This is a genomic window from Pelagibacterium limicola (assembly GCF_015694405.1).
Classification (GTDB): domain Bacteria; phylum Pseudomonadota; class Alphaproteobacteria; order Rhizobiales; family Devosiaceae; genus Pelagibacterium; species Pelagibacterium limicola.
Window position 1 is genome coordinate 239,140 of record NZ_JADQDB010000001.1, and the last position, 19,849, is coordinate 258,988.

The following is a 19,849-nucleotide window of genomic DNA, read 5'->3' on the forward strand; positions in this document are numbered from 1 at the left end:
GCGCTAGCCCCGGCTGGCAGCCGCCTCGCGGATGAAATCCAGCAGCACCGATTGCGCTGCCGTCGGCATCCAGCCCGCCCTGTAGGAAATCCCGATTGGGCGCGTTGGCCACTCGAAATCGATGTCGAGGCTGGCGAGCATTCCATTGGTGATTTCCGCCGCCGCTTGCGCGCTTGAGATGCAGCCAAGCCCTTCGCCATTGCGCAGCATTTCACGCATGAGCAGGATCGAGCCGGTCTCGATGATACATTGGGGATAGGGGTGCCCCTCAAAGAGAGAATCGAACTGCGCGCGCGTCGGCGTACCCTTGCGCGGCACGAGCCAACCGGGCCCTGCCAATGCGCTGACCGGAATTTTCTGCTTTCCCGCCAGCGGATGGTGGCGGCCGGCGATAATGGCTAGCCGGTCGTCGAAAAGGTGCTCTTGCACGATATCGGACACCGGCAATGGATCGCGCAGCGCTCCCACCATCATGTCGATATCCCCGCGCCTGAGCGCACCGAGCATTTCTTCATACGTACCGTCGAGGATAATGACAGCCTGCGTAGGTCTCTGGGTGCGGAAGGCTGTAAGCGCCTTGGGCAGGATAACCGATCGCGAAAGCGGCAGCGCCCCCACGACAATGCGCCCCGCCGTCTTCCCTTCGAGTTCCGCCAGCTCGGCATCGGCCTGATCGAGTTCGGCAAAGGCCAGCCGCACCGCCTGTGCCAGCCGCTGGCAAGGCCGCGTTGGAACGAGCCCGTGGGGCGTCCGCTCGAACAGCGGCCGCGCCGCCTCCTGTTCGAGTTGGGCAATGGCGCGCTGCACGGTTGGCTGCGCAAGCCCGAGTGTCCGGGCAGCCCGCGAGATATTCTCGGCGTCCCGCACGGCCACCAGCGCGCGCAATTGCGCCGTCGTTGCCGTCACGACCAGCCGCGACGAAACCTGCATCAGCCCGTCGTCGAGAATTGCCAGAGCGCGCGCCACGCGATTGGCCAGCACCGCCCCCCGCACATTGGTTTCGATCCCCGCGCGCGTCCGCATTAGCAGCGGTCCGCCGTACCCCCCTTCGAGCTTTGCCAGCGCCTGGGTGACGGCGGGCTGCGAAACAAGTGACGCCTCTGCTGACTTCGACACCGATCCGCTGCGCACAGCGGCCAGAAATACCCTCAGGTGCCTGATATTGCGCATCGGTTACCCGAACACCACGCCATCCGCCAGTTTCCGCGCCGTCCGCAACACAGCGGCTGTTGCAAGCTCGCCCCTTTCGTCGAGATGCGCGATGACGGAAAATTCCCCGGTCGGATGCTCGATGGAAATGAGCTTTTCATCGCCTTCCGGTAACTCGGCATAACGCCGTGCGGGCCCTGCAGGCAGTAGCGCCGCCGTTGCAACCGTCACCGCCGCAAGCACCCCGATGGCATCGTGGCAACGATGCGGGATGAAACTCCGCGTCGAGATCGCGCCGCCGCTGCGCGCCGGGCCCACCAGCGTCATCTTGGGCACCGATTTTTCCGAGACATCGCCCAGGTTCATCATCGGCCCCGCAATGAGCCGGAGGTTCTCCAACCGGGCCTTGAGTGTCTCATTGGCATCGAGCTCGGCCGGCGCCTCGGCGCCGGTGATCCCGAAATCGGCGGCATCGAGAATGACACACGGCATCCCGTTATCGATCAGGGTCGCCTCGACGCCCCCAATCGTATCGACTGCATTGCCCGTGGGCAGCAGCGCCCCGCAGCTCGATCCGGCAGTATCCCTGAAGACGATCGGAATCGGCGCAGACGTCCCCGGCACGCCGTCGATCCGTGCCTCGCCTGCGTAGCTGACAATGCCGCCGGGGGTCTCGATGGTCGCGACGGCGATCTGACCCGTATTCTCCATGTAGATGGAAACCTCGGTCCTCCCGTCGCGCGCCGCAACCAGTCCGCGCTCGATTGCGAACGGGCCAACCCCGGTGAGGATGTTGCCGCAGTTCTGGCCATCGGCGACGATCGGCTTGTCGACAAAAACCTGCAAAAACAGATAATCGACATCCACGCCTTCGCGCGTCGAGGGCTTTACCACCGCCACCTTGGAAGTCAGCGGATTGGCCCCGCCCATCCCGTCGATCTGGCGCGGATCGGGCGAACCCATGATACGCAACAGAAGGGCGTCACGCGCCGCCGCGTCGGCAGGCAGATCCGCGGCAAGAAAATATCCCCCTTTGGAGGTTCCGCCGCGCATCCACATGACGCGCGTGCCGTCAGACATATTTGAGGCCCTTTTCCTTGAGCCGCTCACGCATCCCGTAGATGTCGAGACCGAGTTCGCCCGCCGCCAGCCGCGTTCGCTTCTCCTCCTCGGCGGCCACCCGCGCCTCGGCCTTCTGCACCACCGCTTCGGCCTCGCTGCGCTTGACGACGCAAACCCCGTCGTCATCGGCAACAATCACGTCGCCCGCTTCGATATAGGCCCCTGCGCAGACCACCGGCACATTGACCGAACCGAGCGTTTCCTTGACCGTCCCTTGCGCGGATACGGCCTTGGACCACACCGGGAATTTCATCTCCGTCAGATCGGCCACATCGCGCACACCGGCATCGATGATCAACCCCTTGCAGCCGCGCGCCAGTGCCGAGGTGGCCAGCAGATCCCCGAAATATCCATCCTCGCACGGGCTGGTGGGCGCCAGCACCAGGATATCGCCATCCTGCAACTGCTCGATGGCAACGTGCACCATCCAGTTGTCGCCCGGCGGCGCCGAGATGGTGACCGCCGAAGCCGCCACGCGCGCGCCGGGAAAGATCGGGCGCATATAGGCTGCAAGTAGCCCCTTGCGTCCCTGCGCCTCATGGACCGTGGCCACCCCGCACGCGGCAAGCCGCTCGATGACGCCCCTGTCGGCGCGCTCGACGTTCTGGACCACGACGCCCATCAGAGTTCATCCACGGTGCGCGGGAAGATCGACTGGAAGCCTTCGGCATATTTCGCTGCCCGCCCCCCGGCCTGTCCACCTGAATTGCGCTGGAAGTGATTGGCCCGGTTCTTGGCGACGTTCTCGTAATAATGCCAAAGGTGCTCCTGGCCCTCCATCGCCTGGATTGCGGCCCACTTCTTGTCCCAAACGTCGGTGATGTCGAGAAAGACGTCCGGCTTCCATTCCATCTGCTCGGTCTGGTGCGGCTCGAAAAGATAAACCTGCGGCGCACCGAGGATTTTCTGCCCCGGCTTGTGGCCCCAGGCCTGCGCGACGGCCCGGCATTCGAGCGTCCACTGCGACACATACATATGGTCGGTGTTGTAGGGATCGTATTTCGAATGCGTCATCATGAACGCGGGCTGCACCTTACGCATGACGTCGACCAACCGGTCCTTGGCCTCGCGCGTCATCTCGAGCGGATAGTCGCCGAGGTCGAAAAAGTCGATGTCGTGCACCCCGAGTGCCTTGGCGGCATTCTCGGCTTCCCTCCGCCGCTCGGATTTGACCCTATCGAGCGTCATCCCTTCTTTTTTCCAGAGCTTGGCGCTCTCGCCGCGCTCTCCATAAGAAAGACATACCACCGTAACCGCGTAGCCCTTGGCAGCGTGAAGCGCGATAGCGCCTCCGCAACGCCAGACGAAATCGGCGGAATGGGCGGAAATGATGAGAGCGGATTTGGTCATCTGAGCCTACAGTCCCTGTGCTGACCCGGGGGCGCGCCCGCCGCCCGGTTTGGCATAGAGACTGGACCAGGCACACGTCCCGGCGCAAATAGATTATAAGCTCTTGCTATAAGTTTTGGCTATTATGCCGCTTTCACGGTCACCCAACCACCTGTGCGCTCGCTCTCGAATATGGCGTCGAGCACCCGCATCGAAGCGATTGCGTTTTCGATGTCATAGGGAAGGTCTGCCTTGCCCAGAACGGCGCATGCGAAGGCTTCGGCCATCTCTGTGTATTGGTCCTGCGCCGGGATGATTTCGCGCCGCGCCAGATGCCCGTCGAAACTGATCCCCTGATCGATGAGAATTGCCGTCGGCTCGCCCTGCGGCGCATTGAACGGGATGAGGATTTCCAGGCGCCCCTTCGTTCCCAGCAATTCGATCGACTGCGCATTGACCATCTGCGTCGACACCACGAACTGGAGCTGCCGTCCACTGCCGAAATCGGCGATGACGCTGGCCAGCCGGTCAGTCCCGAACCGGGGATCGCGTTCGATTAGCGAGACCACGCGTTCCGGCTCGCCCTCGAAGAAAAACCGCCCCGCAGTTACAGGATAGCATCCGATATCGAGAACGCCCCCGCCTCCGATATCGGCCATGTTGCGCACGTTGTTGGGGTCGTCGTTGTAATAGGAAAAGACGCCACGGATCGCCCGCACGTCGCCCAGCTCGCCCGAGCGCGCGATCTCTCGCGCGCGCAGCCACTGGCCGTGGAACCGCACCATGAACCCTTCCATCACCAGCCGGTCCGGGCGGCACGCGCGCAGTCGGCTGGCTTCAGCCGCGTCGAGCCCGATCGGCTTTTCGCACAAGACGTGCTTGCCCGCCGCATTGGCGGCCAGCGTCAGTTCGACATGCAGATGATTGGGTAGCGGGTTATAGACCGCGTCGATCTCCGGGTCGGCCAGCATCTCCTCGTAGGACCCGTAGGCCTTGGCGATGCCCAGTTCGTCCGCCGCGGCTCTCGCCCGCGCGAGATCGCGCGAGGAAATGGCAACCACCTCACTATGCGCCGACTTCATGATCGCCGGCACGACCTTGCGCATCCCGATATCCGCCGTAGAAATAATGCCCCAGCGGACTTTGTCTTTGCCGGTCATGACTGCTCCTTGAACCATTGGATGAAGCGCTGCAGACAATGCAGCCAAAGGAAAGAATGGGACCGACGCGCGCCCGGTCGCGCCGGCCCCAGCGGTCCCGCCGGGCCCGGAATGTCCGGTCAGGACGGCGCAGCCGCCTCGCGGTTGAGGGCATCGAGCGCGCGTGCGGCCCGTTGCCTCTCGCGATAGCGGTTAAACTGCTGATCGGCAAGCACGCCCGCGAGTATCACCCCGCCCATCACAGCAAAATTGAGCGATGAAGGAATGCCGAGCAGATTGACGAGATTCTGGAGTTGCTGGATCAGCACCGCCCCCAGGATGACGCCGATGATCGAACCTTCCCCGCCGCGCAGCGAAAACCCGCCGAGCACCGCCGCCGCGATGGCGTAAAGCTCGTAGAAATTGCCGTGGGAGGAAGGCTGTACCGACTTGGTGAACATCGCGAAATAGATCGCAGCAATAGAGGTAAGCACCGCGCAGATCACATAGGCCGAGGTGATGACCAGCCCCGTGCGCACCCCCGAATACCGCGCCGCATCCTCATTCTTGCCGACCGCGTAAAGATGCCGCCCGAATACCGAGCGATGCAGCACGAACCAGGTGATGATACCGACGATGATCAGCGCAATGAACGAATGCGGCACGCCGAAGCTCCGGCCGACCGTCAGCCATTCGAGTTCGGGAAAGCTCGCTCCGAACGGAAAGCCCGCCGTCGCTTCGCCCGTATATCCGCGCGCCACGCCGCGATAGATGAGTAACCCGCAGAGCGTCACGACGAAGGGCTGCATCTTGAGCTTGGTGACGAGCAGGCCATGCGCCAACCCCATCACCGTGCCCGCCATCACCGTTATGAGGATTGCCAGCGGCCAGGGCACCCCGAACCGGCCGACCAGTTCGACAAAGAGCACGCCCAGGAGCGCGATCATCGATCCCACCGAAAGGTCGATCCCGCCCGTCATGATGACGAAGGCCTGCCCGATGGCAAAAAGCCCGAACAGCCCGATAAGGTTGGCGGTGTTCCCCAGATTGATCGGAGATATGAACAGCGGATTGCGCATATAGACGATCGCCCCCACAACGAGGATCAATACCGCCAGCCACATATCTTTTTTCTGCATATTTCTTTTCCCTAATTCCCGCCGACCGCCAGCTTGAGCACGTTGTGCTCTGAGAACTGCGCCCGCTGCAATTCGCCCGACAGGCGGCCTTCCCGCAGCACGACGATACGGTCGGAAACCCCGATAACCTCCTCCATGTCGCTCGAGATCATCACGACCCCGACCCCGGCATCGGCCAGTCCGCGCATCAGCTTATAGATTTCCGACTTGGCGCCGACATCGATCCCACGCGTAGGCTCGTCGAAAAAGATGAGCTTGGGATTCATGGAGAGCCATTTGCCCAGCACCACCTTCTGCTGATTACCGCCCGAAAGCTCGGCAGCATTGCGCATGACGTCGTTCGCCTTGATCCCGAGCCTGTCGCGCTGCGCGAGCGCCCGCCGAAGCTGGGCCTTTTGCGAGACCAGACCATAGCGCGATACCGTGCCCAGATCAGCCAGCGAGATGTTCTCGCAGATCGAGCTTTCGAGCACGAGCCCGGTTCGCTTCCGGTCCTCGGGCACGAGATAGATTCCTGCATCGATGGCTTCGCGCGGTGTCCGCGCGCGGAACGTTTTCCCGGCCAGGGTGAGTTCGCCCTCGAGGATGTCTCCGATCCCGAAGATCGCCTCGGCCAGTTCCGTGCGCCCGGCGCCCACCAGCCCTGCGACCCCCAATATCTCGCCGGCGCGGATGTCGAGATTGACCCGTGACTGGGGGTTGACCGCATTCTTGATCCCCTTGAGTGACAGGACAGTCCCCCCGCTCGCCACCGATGGCGGCGTATAGAGCGCCTTGAGATCGCGCCCGATCATCAGCCGGATCATGGCGTCGTGATTGATTTCGTGCTTTGCAAGTTCGCCCGCGACATGCCCGTCCCGAAGCCCGACCACCCGATCGGCGCATTGCTCGACCTCTCCAAGCCGGTGGGAAATGTAGATCACCGCAATCCCGTCGGATTTCAGGTCGGCGATCACTTTCATCAGCGTCTGGGTTTCCGAGAGCGTCAGGCTCGATGTCGGTTCGTCCATGATGACGACACGGGCATCGATCGAAAGCGCCTTGGCGATTTCCAGGAGTTGGCGCTCGGCAAGCGAAAGGTTTGCAACCAGGGTTTCCGGTTTAAAGCTTGCCCCCACGCGTCGCAGCAATGGCCGCGCCGCCTTGCGCATCGCCTCGATGTCCATGAACCCCAACCGCGTGCGGATTTCGCGTCCCATGAACATGTTGCCCGCAACGTCGAGATTGTCGAAAACGTTGAGTTCCTGGTGCACGAAGGCGATTCCCGCTGCCTGCGATTCCAGTACGGACAACCGGTCGTAATGCCGGTCACCAATGGTGATCGTCCCCGAACTCGGTTCGATAACGCCGCCCAGCACCTTCATGAGCGTCGACTTGCCGGCGCCGTTTTCCCCGATCAACGCCAGCACCTCGCCGTGGTGCACGCGCAGCGTCACATCTGACAGAGCGATTACGCCGGGATAGACCTTGGATATGTTTTCGAGCGCCAGCAGGGGCTGCCCGGTTCCGGTGGTGGCTGTCATGACGTCACGAACGTTATTCGGTTTCTATGACCGCACCGGGCTCAGCCCGGTGCGGCTTGGCATCGGCTTAGCCGCCAATGCGTTCCTTGAGCTCGGCCTCGAAGGCATCCACATTGGATTGGTCGATGACCTTGGTGGGAACGATGATCAGCCCATCCTGGGGAATGTCGGATGCATCGCCCTCGAGGAACTTCGCCATCAGGTGCATGCCCTGGTAGCCCCACTGGTAGGGATCCTGGACAACCGTGCCGGCAAAGCTGCCTTCGCGCACCGCACCCAGCGTGATCGGATCTTCGTCGAATGCGATGACCGTGATCTCACCGAGCTTGCCGGCAGCCTGCAGCGCCTCGTAGATCTTGGGCGGGTTGTAGGAATAGAACCCGACCATGCAGTTGATATCGGGGTTGGCCGCCAGGACGTCATCGACGTTCGAACGCGCACGGGCAAAGTCGACGTCGTCGCCGCGCACGTCGACCAGTTCGACCCCCGATCCTTGAACGGCCTGCCGGAAGCCGGCGATACGCTCAATGGCGTTGTCCGCCCCCAGGAACCCGACAAACCCCATGCACTTGCCGCCATCGGGCATGGCCGCAACCGCAATTTCACCGGCCTGAACGCCAGCAAGCGTGTTGGACGAACCCAGATACGCAATGCGATCGCTGGTCGGTGCGTCGCTGTCCGTCGTAAAGAGCGGCACCTGCGAGGCGATGCGGTTGAAAGCATCGATGGAGTTCTTGGGGTCCGCCGACGAGATCATGATCGCATCGGTCCCCGCGGCCACGAGATCGTCCATCAGGGCGTTCTGAAGCGCTGCCGTCCCCTGCGCGGGGTAACGGAACTGGAGCTCATACCCCGGCAGTTCGCTCTGGGCCTTGTTCACACCGGCTTCGGCAAGCTTCCAGAAGTCGGACGCGGCGTTGACGACGAAAGCGAGCTGGGGCTTGTCCTGCGCCAAAGCGGGACCGGTAAGCATTACGGCCAGCGCGGCGGCGGACACAGCAAGTTTGATATTCATTCCAATCCTCCCTAATTGACGGTGCGCTGGAATGGATGCGAACCGTCGGTCTTCACAATGGCCGTCCCGCAATCCTCTGCGGTCGGCCGCATATATCCTTGGAATGGCCGCCGCGCCTCGCGCCTGCCGGCCGTTTGCCTTGGATATCCCCTTTGCGGACCTCGCCCCGGCTCAGCCGGGATAGACGATGGTCCGCGGATCGTCGGCCGCGCGGACATAGGACCACGCGCTTTCGATCAATCGCTTGGTGTCGACCAACGGACGCCAACCGAGCAGGTGGCGCGCCTTGGTATTATCGAGCCAGTTGGAGAAAAACGGCGTCGGTACGTCGACAACCGGCAACCTGCGCGTCGCCGTCAGATGCGCCGCGACCTCGCCGTAATCTACCGGCTCGTTCATGGCGATATTGAAGAGCTGTCCCTCGGCCGCCGGATTGTCCAACGCCAGCAGGATCGCGCTGACGAGATCGCCCACATGCACGAAATTGCGTTTGAGCGGCGCGCCCTCGCGATCCCGCATGAAGGGGACCGCGCCGTCGCGCGCGCTTTGCTGCAGTTCCTCGGCGGTGAGCAGCGTATCCCACGCCGGCCCTCCGAACTGCTCGGTCAGGCTCAGCGCGAACCGGAAGTCGTCCTTTTCCATGATCCATGGGGCCCGCAGGCAGCACCCGTTGATTCCATACTGGATGCGGTACTGCTCAAGCATCACCTCTTCGATCACCTTGGTGAGTGCGTAGCACCCCGGATAGGCGCGCAGCGGCGATGTCTCGGTTATCGGCGCATCGTATCCGTGAAAGATATGACCGACCGAGCAATCCCCACCGATCAGGATGAACTGGCGCGCCGTCGAAGACGTCCTGAAGGCTTCGAGCAGGTTGAACATGCCCTTGACCCCGACATCCATCGCGAGGTCCGGCGATTCCTTGACCGCCGCCATGTGAAGCACATGCGTTACCCCGGCCATCGCCGCTTCCACGCCGGCGCGGTCGGCCAGCGAGCCGCGCACGGTCTCGACCCGGTCCATCTCCACGACACGATTGTTGCAAAGCGCCCGGATAGCCCATCCGCTGTGGTATCTCGAGTTCAGGAAGGCTGGCAGGAAGTTGCTCCCGACCTTTCCAGTCGCCCCGGTAATCAATAGTTTCAATTCGGTCGCTCCTTGCGGCCACTCACACGTTTCGTCGGCGCGCGGAACGCCGCGCGTGTCAGAACGCAAATTCCAAAGACAAGAACCGCACCGTAAAGGCGTGATGTCCCGTCGCTGCGGTACGGGGTGAGAGAGCCGTGATACTCCCTCACCCCCCAAGGTCGGCGGATACCTCGCTCAGGCGCCGGCGTCTCATGGTCGGAGCCCATATCCGCCCCTCGTCTGCGGATCGGCGATGGCATGGCACCTGGACGCGGCGCCACGCCATCTCACCCTAGGGAGGGTGTTTCCGACGGGTTCTCCCCTACTGGGCGCAGAATCCCGGGTCCTCGCGATTGCAGATATCGAGGCCGGTGTAGATCGGATCCTCGACAGCCTCGCCGTTGATGAGCTGGATCATCACGTCCGGCGACCGCTGGCCCATCTCGAACGGGCGCTGCCCGACCTGAGCATGGCTGCGGCCTTCATTGAACGCCTGCACCTGCGGAGGCAGGGTATCGCCCGCGATGATGATGAGCTCATTGGACTGCAACCGGTCCATCACCTGGTCGGTAACTTGGGCATAGGCCTGTGGCGCGAACTGAGCCCAGCCCCCGACCAGGATGAAAGCATCGAGGTTCGGGTTGGACGTAAACACGTCGGCCATCTGCTGATTCGCCAGGTCGATCTGGTCGTTGGTGAACAGCGGGCAGCCCTCGATTTCCGTCCACCCGTTCTGACCGGTCAGGCGATCGGTTCCCTTTTCGCCCGAGATGGTATCCCGGAAGCCGGCCGCGCGTGCGTTGATATTGTCGGCGGCCACGTTCCCGAGCTGGAGACAGACGGTGCCACCATCGGCCTTGAGCATCTGGGCCTGCTCAGCCATGTAGACACCCATGAGGTAGTTGTCTGTTCCAAGGAATGTCGCCCGCAGGCTGCGGTCGGCTTCCGAGAGGTCCGCGTCGACCGTCATGACCGGAATGGTCGGCGCGATGTCGCGCAGACGATTGGCCATGGCCGGGGCGTTGGACGGCGAAATGGCAATAGCCGCCACGCCGCGGGTGATCAGGTCGTCGACCAGCTGTACCTGCCCGGCCTCGTCGGCGCTCGACGCCGGACCGGTGTAAAGGCACTCATATTCGGAATCCGGGTTGTTGGCCGCCCAGTCCTGGCAGCCAAGATTGATCTGCTCGAAGAACGGATTGTCCAGTCCCTTGACCACGATGGCCAGGGTCTTCTTGTCCTGGGCCTGTGCGCCGGCCATAGCCAGCGCGAGAATGGCGGCACTTGCCGCAATTAGATGTACGTACCTCAACTTCTGTAGTCCTCCCTGTGGTGTCGATCCGGCACTTCTGAATAACCAGCGGCATACCGGAATGGTTTGCAGCGGGCGCCACGGCCCTGACTGCAAATTTCTTGAGCCTTGGGCATCTCGGACAATCGTCTCCTTGTCCGCTCTACTCCCTTGCCGTCAGGCTCATATTATGCGCTAATATCAGCATTCAATTACTGGCATCGTCAAGCTGAAAATTTCGTGCACGATCCATGTAGGAAGAAATGGCGGCTTGCCTGAAGCCATGTCGCCAGCGAGGGTGGCTTGTATATAATCCGCTGAAATTCAGCGGTGCTATAAATGATGTAGACTTACCTAGGGAGGACGTATGAGCGCGCTGCGACTCGTTAATATCAGTAAAAATTTCGGGGCGATTCATGCCCTTAGCGGGGTGACACTCGAGATCGAGCCCGGCGAGGTTGTAGGCCTCATGGGCGACAACGGGGCAGGAAAGTCGACGCTGGTGAAGGTGATCGCCGGCAATTTCGCCCCCAGCGAAGGTGAGATATTCATCTCGGACGAGAAGGTCGAGTTCCACCGGCCAATCGATGCGCAACGCGCCGGGATCGAGGTTGTCTATCAGGACCTTGCGATCTGCAACAACCTGTCGGCCGCCTCGAATGTCTTTCTCGGTCGCGAGATGACCAAACAGTTCGGCCCTTTCCGCATCATCGATTATGCCGGGATGCGGGCGAAATCGGCCCAATTGTTCGAGCGCTTGAAATCGGAAACCCGTCCGCGGGATCTGGTCTGGCGCATGTCGGGCGGCCAGCGTCAGGCCGTCGCCATCGCCCGCACCCTGCTCTCCGATGCCAGGATCGTCCTGATGGACGAGCCGACTGCCGCGATCTCGGTCCGGCAGGTCGCCGAGGTGCTCAAGCTCATCCGCTATCTCAGCGACCACGGCATCGCCGTCGTTCTCATCAGCCATCGCATGCCGGACGTTTTCGAGGTCGCCGACAAGATCGCGGTGCTGCGCCGCGGCCGGCTTGTCGCGAGCAAGAGAGCTGCCGACTCCTCACCAGAGGAAATAACCGGCCTCATCACCGGCGCCATCGAGGCTGCCTGATAGGTCACAGGAGAATAGATATGTCGAATTCAATTGCCGATGTCATCGGCCAGTCCCAGCACCGCAATGTCCTGTCCCGGCTCGCCAACCAGCAGACCTTCTGGGTGTTTCTAGCCGCGGTTCTCGCCTGCCTCGCCCTGACGCTGCTCACCGACACCTTTGCGACCGAGCGCAACATGTTCAACGTCTCGCGCAATTTCGCTTTCGTCGCCATCATCGCCCTCGGCATGACGGCGGTGATCGCCTCGGGCGGCATCGATCTTTCGGTCGGGTCCACCGTTGCCCTTTCGGCCATGACGGTCGCGGTGCTGATGACCTCGGGCCTGCCGATCTGGGTCGGGATTCCTGCGGCCCTCTTCGTCGCCGCGCTCGTCGGCGCCGTCAACGGCGTGCTGATCGCCTATGCGGGCATGCCGCCGTTCGTCGTGACGCTGGGCATGTTGTCGGTCGCCCGTTCCCTCGCGATGGTTCTTTCGAACAACCGGATGATCTACGAGTTCGGGCCTGACCACAGCATGCTGCTCTGGCTGGGCGGCGGCGCCACGTTCGGCCTGCCAAATCCCCTGATCGTCCTTGCCTTCCTTGCCGCCTTCACGGGTTTCCTCTTCAAATGGACCCGGTGGGGGCAGCACCTGTTCGCCATTGGTGGCAACGAGGAAGCCGCGAAGCTGACCGGCATTCCTGTCCGGCAGCTCAAGGTTTCGGTCTACGTCTTTTCGGCGCTCATGGCCGGCATTACCGGTGTTCTTGAAGTGGGCTGGCTCGGCGGCGTCACCACCAATCTCGGGCAGGCGATGGAACTGTCCGTGATCGCTGCGGCCGTTATTGGCGGCGCCAATCTCGCCGGTGGCGTGGGAACTGCGTTCGGCGCGGTCGTCGGGGCGCTGCTGATCGAGGTAATTCGCAACAGCCTGATCCTTCTGGGGATCAGTACGTTCTGGCAGGGTGCTTTCGTCGGCGCCTTCATCGTCATAGCGGTCGCATTCGACCGGTTCCGAAACGCCCGATCCGCAGATTGAAGGATCTACCTCCTGCCCCGCTTCGGCGGGGCATTTTTTCTTTGAGGGGCGCTACCGCGCCAGCGCCCTGCGCCGGACCACGGGCCTCTCGACAACCTGTGTCGATTCGCGCACGATCAGGTCGCAAGTCACCTTGATCCGGCCCGGCGGCACCTGCAGGCCACCCGCAATATCGAGCAACAGTTCCGCCGCCGACCGGCCCATTTCGTAATGAGGCAGCACGAGCGTGGAGAGCGGCGGGTGCATGAACTGCGCCAGTTCACGATCGTCGAAACCGATCACTGCAACATCGCCCGGCACGTCGATCCCCAGTTCCTTGAGCGCGTCGTAGCAGCCCAGCGCCATCATGTCGTTGGCGCAGAAGATCGCGTCCGGCGGATTGGCGAGCGCCATGAGTTCGTGCGTCATCTCGTATCCCGCCGAGGGCTCCCAGTTGCCCGGGCGGACGAGCGCAGGATCGAAAGGAATGTCGTTGCTGGCGAGGGCCTGCTTGTAGCCCTTGAGCCGGTCGCGTGCCGCGTCGACCCCTTGCTGGCCATTGATGAACCCGATCCGGCGCCGCCCGGTGGAAATCAGATGTTCCGTCGCCGTCCGGCCGCCCAGCGTATCGCCCGGCATGACCGAATGAAACTTGCGGTCTTCGTCATAACTGTTGGCGAGCACCAGTCGACGGTCGGCCAGCGCGGCAGGCACCTTGACCAGCCGGGTGAGGATGGTCCCGTAGATCACCCCAAGCACGGGCACGTTGCCCATTCCGGAAAGGATGCTGGCCTCGACATCCGCATCCCCGTGGCTCACCGCCAGCAGGACGCTGATCCCATATTCGAGCGCCTTGTCCCGCGCGCCTTCAAAGGCCAGAGACATCCATGGGTCGGCTGATATTTCGTCCGCAATGAAGATGATCGACGATTTGCCGCCCGGCGCGACCCGCGATCCGCGGCGCACGAACTTGTACCCGAGCGCCTGCGCCGCCTCCAGAACACGCCGGCGTGTGGAATCTGCGAGCCGTGCCCCCTTGCTGCCACTGAGGACGAGCGACACCGTCGCCTGCGACACGCCGGCTGCCGCCGCCACGTCCATCATCGTGGGGCGCACCCCGGCAGCTTTTTCTTTCACTTTGACCATATGTCCCTGTGCACCACGCAAATAATCGTGCTGATATTACCAGCCATGCGTTTCAATAGCACAAACTTTTCCGCGAGGCACAATACCGACTTTTGGCGGGAGGCGAAGCCTCGCACCGCAACAGGCGGTCCGCGCAACGTCTTGCGCGGGCTTTAGCGCGTCATGCGCCGAACGGTAAGGCGCGTAAGATATCGAAAATGGTGGGCCCGGAGGGACTCGAACCCCCAACCAGACCGTTATGAGCGGTCGGCTCTAACCATTGAGCTACAGGCCCACGCGATGCGTTTCCTAACGGCTTCATGGCGTAAGGTCCATCATGTTTTTCATCTTGGCGTCGATGAATTCCGCCGCAAATCTGTCGCAATGAACATGGACTTTCTCGCGCATTCAGCGCCGGTTCAGTCTGCGTGCCCGACAAGCGCCGGCATCTTCATCGAGGAGTCTCCCCATGAGTTTCATAAAATCCATTGCCTCTACCACCCTGATACTGGCGCTCGCCTCCCCCGCTTTTGCCGGGGAAATCTCACTTTCTGGTACCGGCGTCGTCCGCGCTGCGCCCGACATGGCCACCATTTCGACCGGCGTGGTAAGTCAGGCCGAAACTGCCCGCGAAGCTCTCGATGCCAACAACGCGGCAATGGAACGCCTGATCGCCGTACTGCGCGAAGCGGGCCTGGAAAACCGCGACATTCAAACCTCGGATTTCAATGTCAGCCCGCAATATGTCTATTCCGACCGGCGCGACCCCCGCGGCTACAGCTTGCCCCCGGAAATCTCCGGCTATCAGGTGTCCAACACCGTGACCATCGCGGTCCGTGACCTCGAAAAGCTCGGCACGATTCTCGATCAGGCCGTTTCGGAAGGCGCCAATGCAATCAATGGCATCTCCTTTTCGGTCGCCGAGTCCGACAAGCTGCTCGAACAGGCCCGTCGTCGCGCCTTTGCCGATGCGCACAGCAAGGCGCTTGTCTATGCCGACGCCGCCGGCGTCGAACTTGGCGCCATCGAATCGATTTCCGAGCATCAGGACTATATGCCGCCGCAGCCGATGCTGAGGACACAAGCCATGGATATGGAAGCGGCCCAGTCCGTTCCCGTCGAAGCTGGCGAGTTGTCGTTCTCGGTGAACGTTTCGGTCACTTGGGAAATCAGCGAATAGTTTCCCGGCTTTCAGCCAATCACGGCCTGCGCGATCATGCGCAGGCCAACCACGACGAGAAACACCGCAAACACCGCCTTGAGCAGTTTGGCATTGAGCTTGTGCGCCAGCACGACGCCCAATGGCGCGCTTAGGGCGGCCATGCCCCCGATCAGGACGAACGAGGGCAAATTGATAAAGCCAAGGCTTAGCGGCGGCGTCCCCGCCACGCCCCAGCCTGAAATGACGAACCCGATCGCAGCGGGTATAGCCAGTATCACCCCCAGCGCCGAGCTCGTGCCTACTGCAGTGTGAATCGGCACGCCGAACGCGGTCAGCGTCGGCACCGTGAGCGATCCGCCCCCGATCCCCATAAGCGCCGAGATATAGCCGATCACCGCTGCCGATATCCGGTTAGCCATCGGCATGCCCGCCAGCTTCTCCATCATCTGGCGCTGCACCGGCAGCACCATGTTGAGCGCGATAAACAACGCCATTGCCCCGAAAATGATCTTGAGCGCCGCCGCGGTATAAAGCCCCGCCATCAACCCGCCGAGCAATGAGGCAGCGACGATCCATGGGCCCCACCGCCTCACAATATCGCGGTCTACCGCCCCGCGCTTGTCGTGCGATTGCGCGCTCCTCAGCCCTGTCGGGACGATGACCGCGAGCGAGGTGCCCACCGCGACATGCATGATGACAGCCGGATCATAGCCCAGGAGCTGGTAAGCCAGCACCATGGCCGGCACCATGATGATGCCACCGCCGATGCCCAGCAAGCCAGCCATGATCCCGGACGCCAGCCCTGTGACGATGAGCCCTGCGGCGAAAGGCAGATATGGGAAGATCGTTCCGGACAAGGCAAAAAGACTCAATAAAGGAAGGATGTGCGACTATCCGTCCGCTGCACGCTCCTGTCCAGACCTACGCGCCGAGGAGATGGAACACCAGCTTGCGCCGATGCGGCGCCCGGCGGTGCTCGAACAGATAGATTCCTTGCCACGTTCCCAGAACCATCTGCCCGCCGGCAAGAGGTATCCCAAGCGAGGTTTGCGTCAGCGCGGCCTTGATATGCGCCGGCATGTCGTCTGGCCCCTCGGTGGTATGCACCAGCCAGTCCATGCCCTCGGGCACCAACCGCGCGAAAAATCCCTTGAGATCGGTCTGCACGTCGGGGTCGGCATTCTCCTGAATGAGCAGCGAACACGACGTATGGCGACAAAAGATCGTCAGCAGTCCGGTGGCGATCCCGCTCTGCGAGATGAACCGTCCGGCCTCGCCGGTAATTTCATACAGGCCGCCGCCCCGGGTATCGACCGCCATTTCCGTCTGATGCTGTATCATCGCGCCGCTCCTTCCGTTTCTCCAACGCTATCAGCCCACGGGAACCCAAATCAAACGCGGACGTTTCTCTCCCTGAGTCACAGCGGTCAGGCAGTTTGCGCCATGGTGCAGGCGCAGGACCGATGGACGAACTGCCGGTGAAATGCTCTTGCCCATACGATTCTGTAATCGCCGGCGCAGACATGGAGAAGACATATGGCTGATATTGATCGCGACTATCCCCAGCGCGAGCGGACAGAACGCACCCACTATCAATCCATGAGCACTGGTAACAGCGCAGGATGGTGGATTGCGGGACTGCTGGTTCTCGCTGTCATCATCATCGGATTCATTGCCATGACTGGCGGTGAGCCCGCGCCGGTTGACCCTGCGGCAACCACGCTCGAAACCCCGGTCGCACCGCCCGCCGATGGCGCAGCGCCCATGACCGACCCGGCTCCCCTGACTGAGCCTGCGCCGGTAACGGACCCTGCAGCACCGGCTGCTCCGGCAGACGCGACCCCGGTGGAGCCCGCCCCGGTCGCCCCGGCTGAGCCCGCTCCGGGCAATTGATATTGATGCACTTTTTGAGAACGCGCCTTCAACCCTTGGAGGCGCGTTCAGCCTGCAGTCATCTTGTAGTCTGTAAGTGAAGACCATGATTTTGCCGCACACGCTGAGCAACCTGCGCGCATGGCATCCAATGCCGGGGGGCAAAGGAGAATCCCGATGAAATTCAAGCAAATGCTTATGGCCAGCACAGCGATGCTCATGCTGGCGACACCTTATCTGCCTGCTCAGGCCCAAGGCGTATCCCAAATTCGCCTGGGGGTCGCCCAGGCAGCCCCCCCCGCCCTCGCTGGAGCCGTCCGGACCTATCTCGAAGCCCAGGCAATGCTCGAAGCGGCCCAGGCCGCCGGCAGCGATACGGCCGCCGCCGAGGATGCGCTGGAAGCGGCAGAAGCCGAACTTTCCGCACTCTGCGCCGCGCTTGGCCAGCCCGACCTCGAAGCCTGTATCGCCCTCGTCGAGAGCGGCGGTTTCGGTGCGCCTGCGCCAGAGCCGCAAGCTCAGCCCGAGCCCGAGCCGGAGCCTGAACCAGAGCCCGAACCCGAGCCGGAACCCCAGCCCGCGCCTGAGCCGCAACCAGAACCTCAACCCGCACCTGAGCCTCAGCCCCAACCAGAGCCCGAACCCGCTCCGGTCGTCGAAGAGCCCCAGCCAGCCCCCATGCCGCAGGAAACCGTCCAGACTCAAGAGGCGACACCACCAGCGACAGAGGCACAGCAGCCTCAGGACACCACTCAAGCGCCTTCCCAGGCCCCTGGCGCTGCCCTACCCGCCCCGCTCGCTGCGGCCGTCGAAGCCTACCGTCAGGCGTTGGCCGATTACGAGGCAGCCGTGGCGTCCGGCGGCGATACCACCGCAGCCGCCCAGGCGCTTATCAGAGCGGAAGCCGACCTGCGCGAGATCTGCTCGGCCGTCGGTCTCACCGATCTCGACACCTGCCTGGCAACATTTGGCATAGACCTCGAAATCGTGACCCCAGAGGCTGATGCGCCCGCCGTTACGCTTCCTGAACCCGAAGTGGTGCCGGACCCGCAGGACGTCGAGGTTGAAGTGGAGTTGCGTGACGATATCGTGCTCGAAGGCGACGTTCAGGGCGAAATGGTGCCCGAAGGCGTCGACGCTTCTGAGGTGGCTCCGCTCCTCGACAGCGAAAAGGATGCCTTCGCTGCCGAAGTCCGCGGTGATGCCGAAATCGAAGCTGAACTCGATGTCGAGGCGGAAGCCGAGATCGTTGCCGAACCGGTTGAGGCCGGACCGGCCCCCACGACCGACGCCGAGGCTCAGCCGCAGGTTGATACTCAGGCGATCGTGGCCATCACCGCCGAGGAAGGCACGCGCCGCGAAACTGCGCCGCTGACCACCCAGCAGCAGGCCGCCCAGCTTATCGGTCCGGTCCAGCAGCCGACCAACATCGAGATCATCACCACGATCGGCCTGGCCACGGTGTTTGCCATCGGCGCCAATTATTTCATCAACGCCCCCGATACGCCCCGCCTCGTTGAGGACAACTATCGCGACTACTGGATCGAGGACCTGCCCGGCGGGCGGACCCGCGAAGTGATCTTGCGGCCCGACGGCACCCAGCTCGTCACCATTCGCGACCGCTACGGCGACATCATCCGGCGCTCGCGCATCGAACGCGATGGCCGCGAGATTCTCCTCGTCTATGTTGATGAGAGCTATCGTCGCTATGACGATCAGGGCCGCTGGATCGATCCGGGCCGGCAATTGCCCCCGCTTCGGCTCAACATCCCGGCACGCGAATATGTGCTCGATGCGTCCTATGCCGACCAGCAACGCGTTGCGTCCTTCCTTGGCCAGCCTCCGGTGGAAACGCTCCAGCGTTATTACACCATCGAGGAGGTCAAGCGCTCGTCCCGCCTGCGTGACATGGTCCGGCGCCTTGAGATCGGCGATCTCACCTTCGAGACCAACAGCGCCAATATCGGCCCCGATCAGGTGTCGAACCTTTCGGCCGTGGCCTATGCCATGCTCGATCTGATCGCCGCCAACCCGGCCGAAACCTTCCTGATCGAAGGCCACACCGACGCTGTGGGATCGGACCTCCACAACCTCGATCTTTCCAACCGCCGTGCGGAATCGATCGCCTACGCCCTCACCCGCGTCTACGGCATCCCGCCGGAAAACCTGGCGACACAGGGCTATGGCGAGCGGTACCTCAAGATCAACACGCCCTACGCCGAGCGCCTCAATCGGCGTGTGACGATCCGCAGGATTACCCCGCTGATCACCCCGGTCGGCTCGGTAGGCTGACCGCCGGAGACACACACGGGAAAGCCGGGCAAAGCGCCCGGCTTTTTCTTGCCTATTCTTCCAATGTCAGGCGCGCCGCTACCCATGCCCGCAAGGGAGCAATCTGTGCCTCCTGCGTTGCGCGAATCTCTTTTGCAAGCGCCGCCAACTCCGGATCGCTACCGAAGTCCAGAACCATCTCCGCCAGGTCGATGATCGCCTGTTGAAGCACGATCGTCCTGATTGCGAAATCCAGATTCGCATCGCCCAGGAGTTCGACCCGCATCATCGCCGCCCCAAGGTGGTCCATCGTCGCTTCTAACGCCGCGTCCGCATCGACATAGATTGTCCGCCGCCCGTCGGGTGTCCCTTCATCCGGCTGTGCTGCGGCCTCCATCGGCAGGGCAGCGAGCGCGAGCAAGGCCAGCACATGCCTCAGCAATTTTCCCAAGCGTTTCTCCTTCTTCTGGCCGGATAG

The 19,849-nt window shown here is 62.6% G+C and carries 19 protein-coding genes and 1 tRNA gene; 5 read left to right on the forward strand and 15 right to left on the reverse strand.

Features of this window, described 5'->3' with window-relative positions; all coding sequences use genetic code 11:
* Positions 1–3 precede the first annotated feature (3 nt).
* The 10 genes from I2G20_RS01160 to I2G20_RS01205 form a co-directional block, all read right to left on the reverse strand.
* A complete protein-coding gene (locus I2G20_RS01160) occupies positions 4–1,170 on the reverse strand; it encodes a LysR family transcriptional regulator (protein WP_196257839.1) in 1,167 nt (388 codons plus the stop codon).
* Positions 1,171–1,173: 3 nt separating this feature from the next.
* A complete protein-coding gene (locus I2G20_RS01165; protein WP_196257840.1) occupies positions 1,174–2,229 on the reverse strand; it encodes a 4-oxalomesaconate tautomerase in 1,056 nt (351 codons plus the stop codon).
* A complete protein-coding gene (locus I2G20_RS01170) occupies positions 2,222–2,893 on the reverse strand; it encodes a 4-carboxy-4-hydroxy-2-oxoadipate aldolase/oxaloacetate decarboxylase (protein ID WP_196257841.1) in 672 nt (223 codons plus the stop codon). Before I2G20_RS01170 ends, I2G20_RS01165 begins: the two co-directional genes overlap by 8 nt.
* Complete coding sequence (locus I2G20_RS01175; protein WP_196257842.1) at positions 2,893–3,621, reverse strand: PIG-L deacetylase family protein; 729 nt, start codon at positions 3,619–3,621, stop codon at positions 2,893–2,895. The genes I2G20_RS01170 and I2G20_RS01175 overlap by 1 nt, the downstream gene beginning before the upstream one ends.
* A gap of 122 nt (positions 3,622–3,743) precedes the next feature.
* Positions 3,744–4,760, reverse strand: coding sequence for a Gfo/Idh/MocA family protein (locus I2G20_RS01180; protein ID WP_196257843.1), 1,017 nt, complete (start codon positions 4,758–4,760; stop codon positions 3,744–3,746).
* 119 nt (positions 4,761–4,879) lie between these two features.
* A complete protein-coding gene (locus I2G20_RS01185; RefSeq protein WP_196257844.1) occupies positions 4,880–5,878 on the reverse strand; it encodes an ABC transporter permease in 999 nt (332 codons plus the stop codon).
* 11 nt (positions 5,879–5,889) lie between these two features.
* Positions 5,890–7,401 (reverse strand): sugar ABC transporter ATP-binding protein, encoded by a 1,512-nt coding sequence (locus I2G20_RS01190; protein ID WP_196257845.1) that lies wholly within the window; start codon positions 7,399–7,401, stop codon positions 5,890–5,892.
* A 67-nt stretch (positions 7,402–7,468) separates the two neighbouring features.
* Positions 7,469–8,416 carry a sugar-binding protein gene (locus I2G20_RS01195; protein WP_196257846.1) on the reverse strand — a complete coding sequence of 316 codons (948 nt, stop codon included), beginning with the start codon at positions 8,414–8,416 and terminating at the stop codon, positions 7,469–7,471.
* A gap of 171 nt (positions 8,417–8,587) precedes the next feature.
* Positions 8,588–9,562, reverse strand: coding sequence for an NAD-dependent epimerase/dehydratase family protein (locus I2G20_RS01200; RefSeq protein ID WP_196257847.1), 975 nt, complete (start codon positions 9,560–9,562; stop codon positions 8,588–8,590).
* A 304-nt stretch (positions 9,563–9,866) separates the two neighbouring features.
* Entirely contained in the window at positions 9,867–10,856 is a 990-nt protein-coding gene (locus tag I2G20_RS01205; protein WP_196257848.1) for a substrate-binding domain-containing protein, read from the reverse strand.
* A gap of 346 nt (positions 10,857–11,202) precedes the next feature.
* Here I2G20_RS01205 and I2G20_RS01210 point away from each other — a divergent pair, with 346 nt between their 5' ends.
* Together I2G20_RS01210 and I2G20_RS01215 are read left to right on the forward strand one after the other, a co-directional pair.
* Positions 11,203–11,943: an ATP-binding cassette domain-containing protein gene (locus tag I2G20_RS01210; RefSeq protein ID WP_196257849.1), complete on the forward strand. Its 741-nt coding sequence runs from the start codon at positions 11,203–11,205 to the stop codon at positions 11,941–11,943.
* Positions 11,944–11,963: 20 nt separating this feature from the next.
* Positions 11,964–12,962, forward strand: a complete 999-nt coding sequence (locus tag I2G20_RS01215) for an ABC transporter permease (protein WP_196257850.1) — start codon at positions 11,964–11,966, stop codon at positions 12,960–12,962.
* 51 nt (positions 12,963–13,013) lie between these two features.
* Here the strand turns inward: I2G20_RS01215 and I2G20_RS01220 are convergent, their stop codons facing one another.
* Both I2G20_RS01220 and I2G20_RS01225 read right to left on the reverse strand, forming a co-directional pair.
* The gene (locus tag I2G20_RS01220) at positions 13,014–14,087 is read right to left on the reverse strand and encodes a LacI family DNA-binding transcriptional regulator (RefSeq protein ID WP_425502598.1); all 1,074 of its coding nucleotides are present in this window, start codon (positions 14,085–14,087) and stop codon (positions 13,014–13,016) included.
* A 198-nt stretch (positions 14,088–14,285) separates the two neighbouring features.
* Positions 14,286–14,361: transfer RNA gene (locus I2G20_RS01225), tRNA-Ile, on the reverse strand.
* Between the two features lie 174 nt (positions 14,362–14,535).
* Between I2G20_RS01225 and I2G20_RS01230 the strand changes: the two genes are divergently transcribed.
* A complete protein-coding gene (locus tag I2G20_RS01230; protein ID WP_196257851.1) occupies positions 14,536–15,246 on the forward strand; it encodes an SIMPL domain-containing protein in 711 nt (236 codons plus the stop codon).
* Between the two features lie 11 nt (positions 15,247–15,257).
* Here I2G20_RS01230 and I2G20_RS01235 read toward each other — a convergent pair whose 3' ends face one another.
* Positions 15,258–16,085, reverse strand: a complete 828-nt coding sequence (locus I2G20_RS01235; protein ID WP_246472731.1) for a sulfite exporter TauE/SafE family protein — start codon at positions 16,083–16,085, stop codon at positions 15,258–15,260.
* 64 nt (positions 16,086–16,149) lie between these two features.
* Positions 16,150–16,569, reverse strand: coding sequence for a secondary thiamine-phosphate synthase enzyme YjbQ (locus I2G20_RS01240; protein ID WP_196257852.1), 420 nt, complete (start codon positions 16,567–16,569; stop codon positions 16,150–16,152).
* A gap of 195 nt (positions 16,570–16,764) precedes the next feature.
* On the opposite strand from I2G20_RS01240, the gene I2G20_RS01245 reads away from it, so the two are divergent.
* Together I2G20_RS01245 and I2G20_RS01250 are read left to right on the forward strand one after the other, a co-directional pair.
* On the forward strand, positions 16,765–17,121 hold the full coding sequence (locus tag I2G20_RS01245; protein ID WP_196257853.1) for a hypothetical protein: 357 nt from the start codon (positions 16,765–16,767) through the stop codon (positions 17,119–17,121).
* 156 nt (positions 17,122–17,277) lie between these two features.
* Positions 17,278–19,392 (forward strand): OmpA family protein, encoded by a 2,115-nt coding sequence (locus I2G20_RS01250; protein WP_196257854.1) that lies wholly within the window; start codon positions 17,278–17,280, stop codon positions 19,390–19,392.
* A 52-nt stretch (positions 19,393–19,444) separates the two neighbouring features.
* Here I2G20_RS01250 and I2G20_RS01255 read toward each other — a convergent pair whose 3' ends face one another.
* Positions 19,445–19,822 (reverse strand): DUF305 domain-containing protein, encoded by a 378-nt coding sequence (locus tag I2G20_RS01255; RefSeq protein WP_196257855.1) that lies wholly within the window; start codon positions 19,820–19,822, stop codon positions 19,445–19,447.
* Between the last annotated feature and the right edge of the window lie 27 nt (positions 19,823–19,849).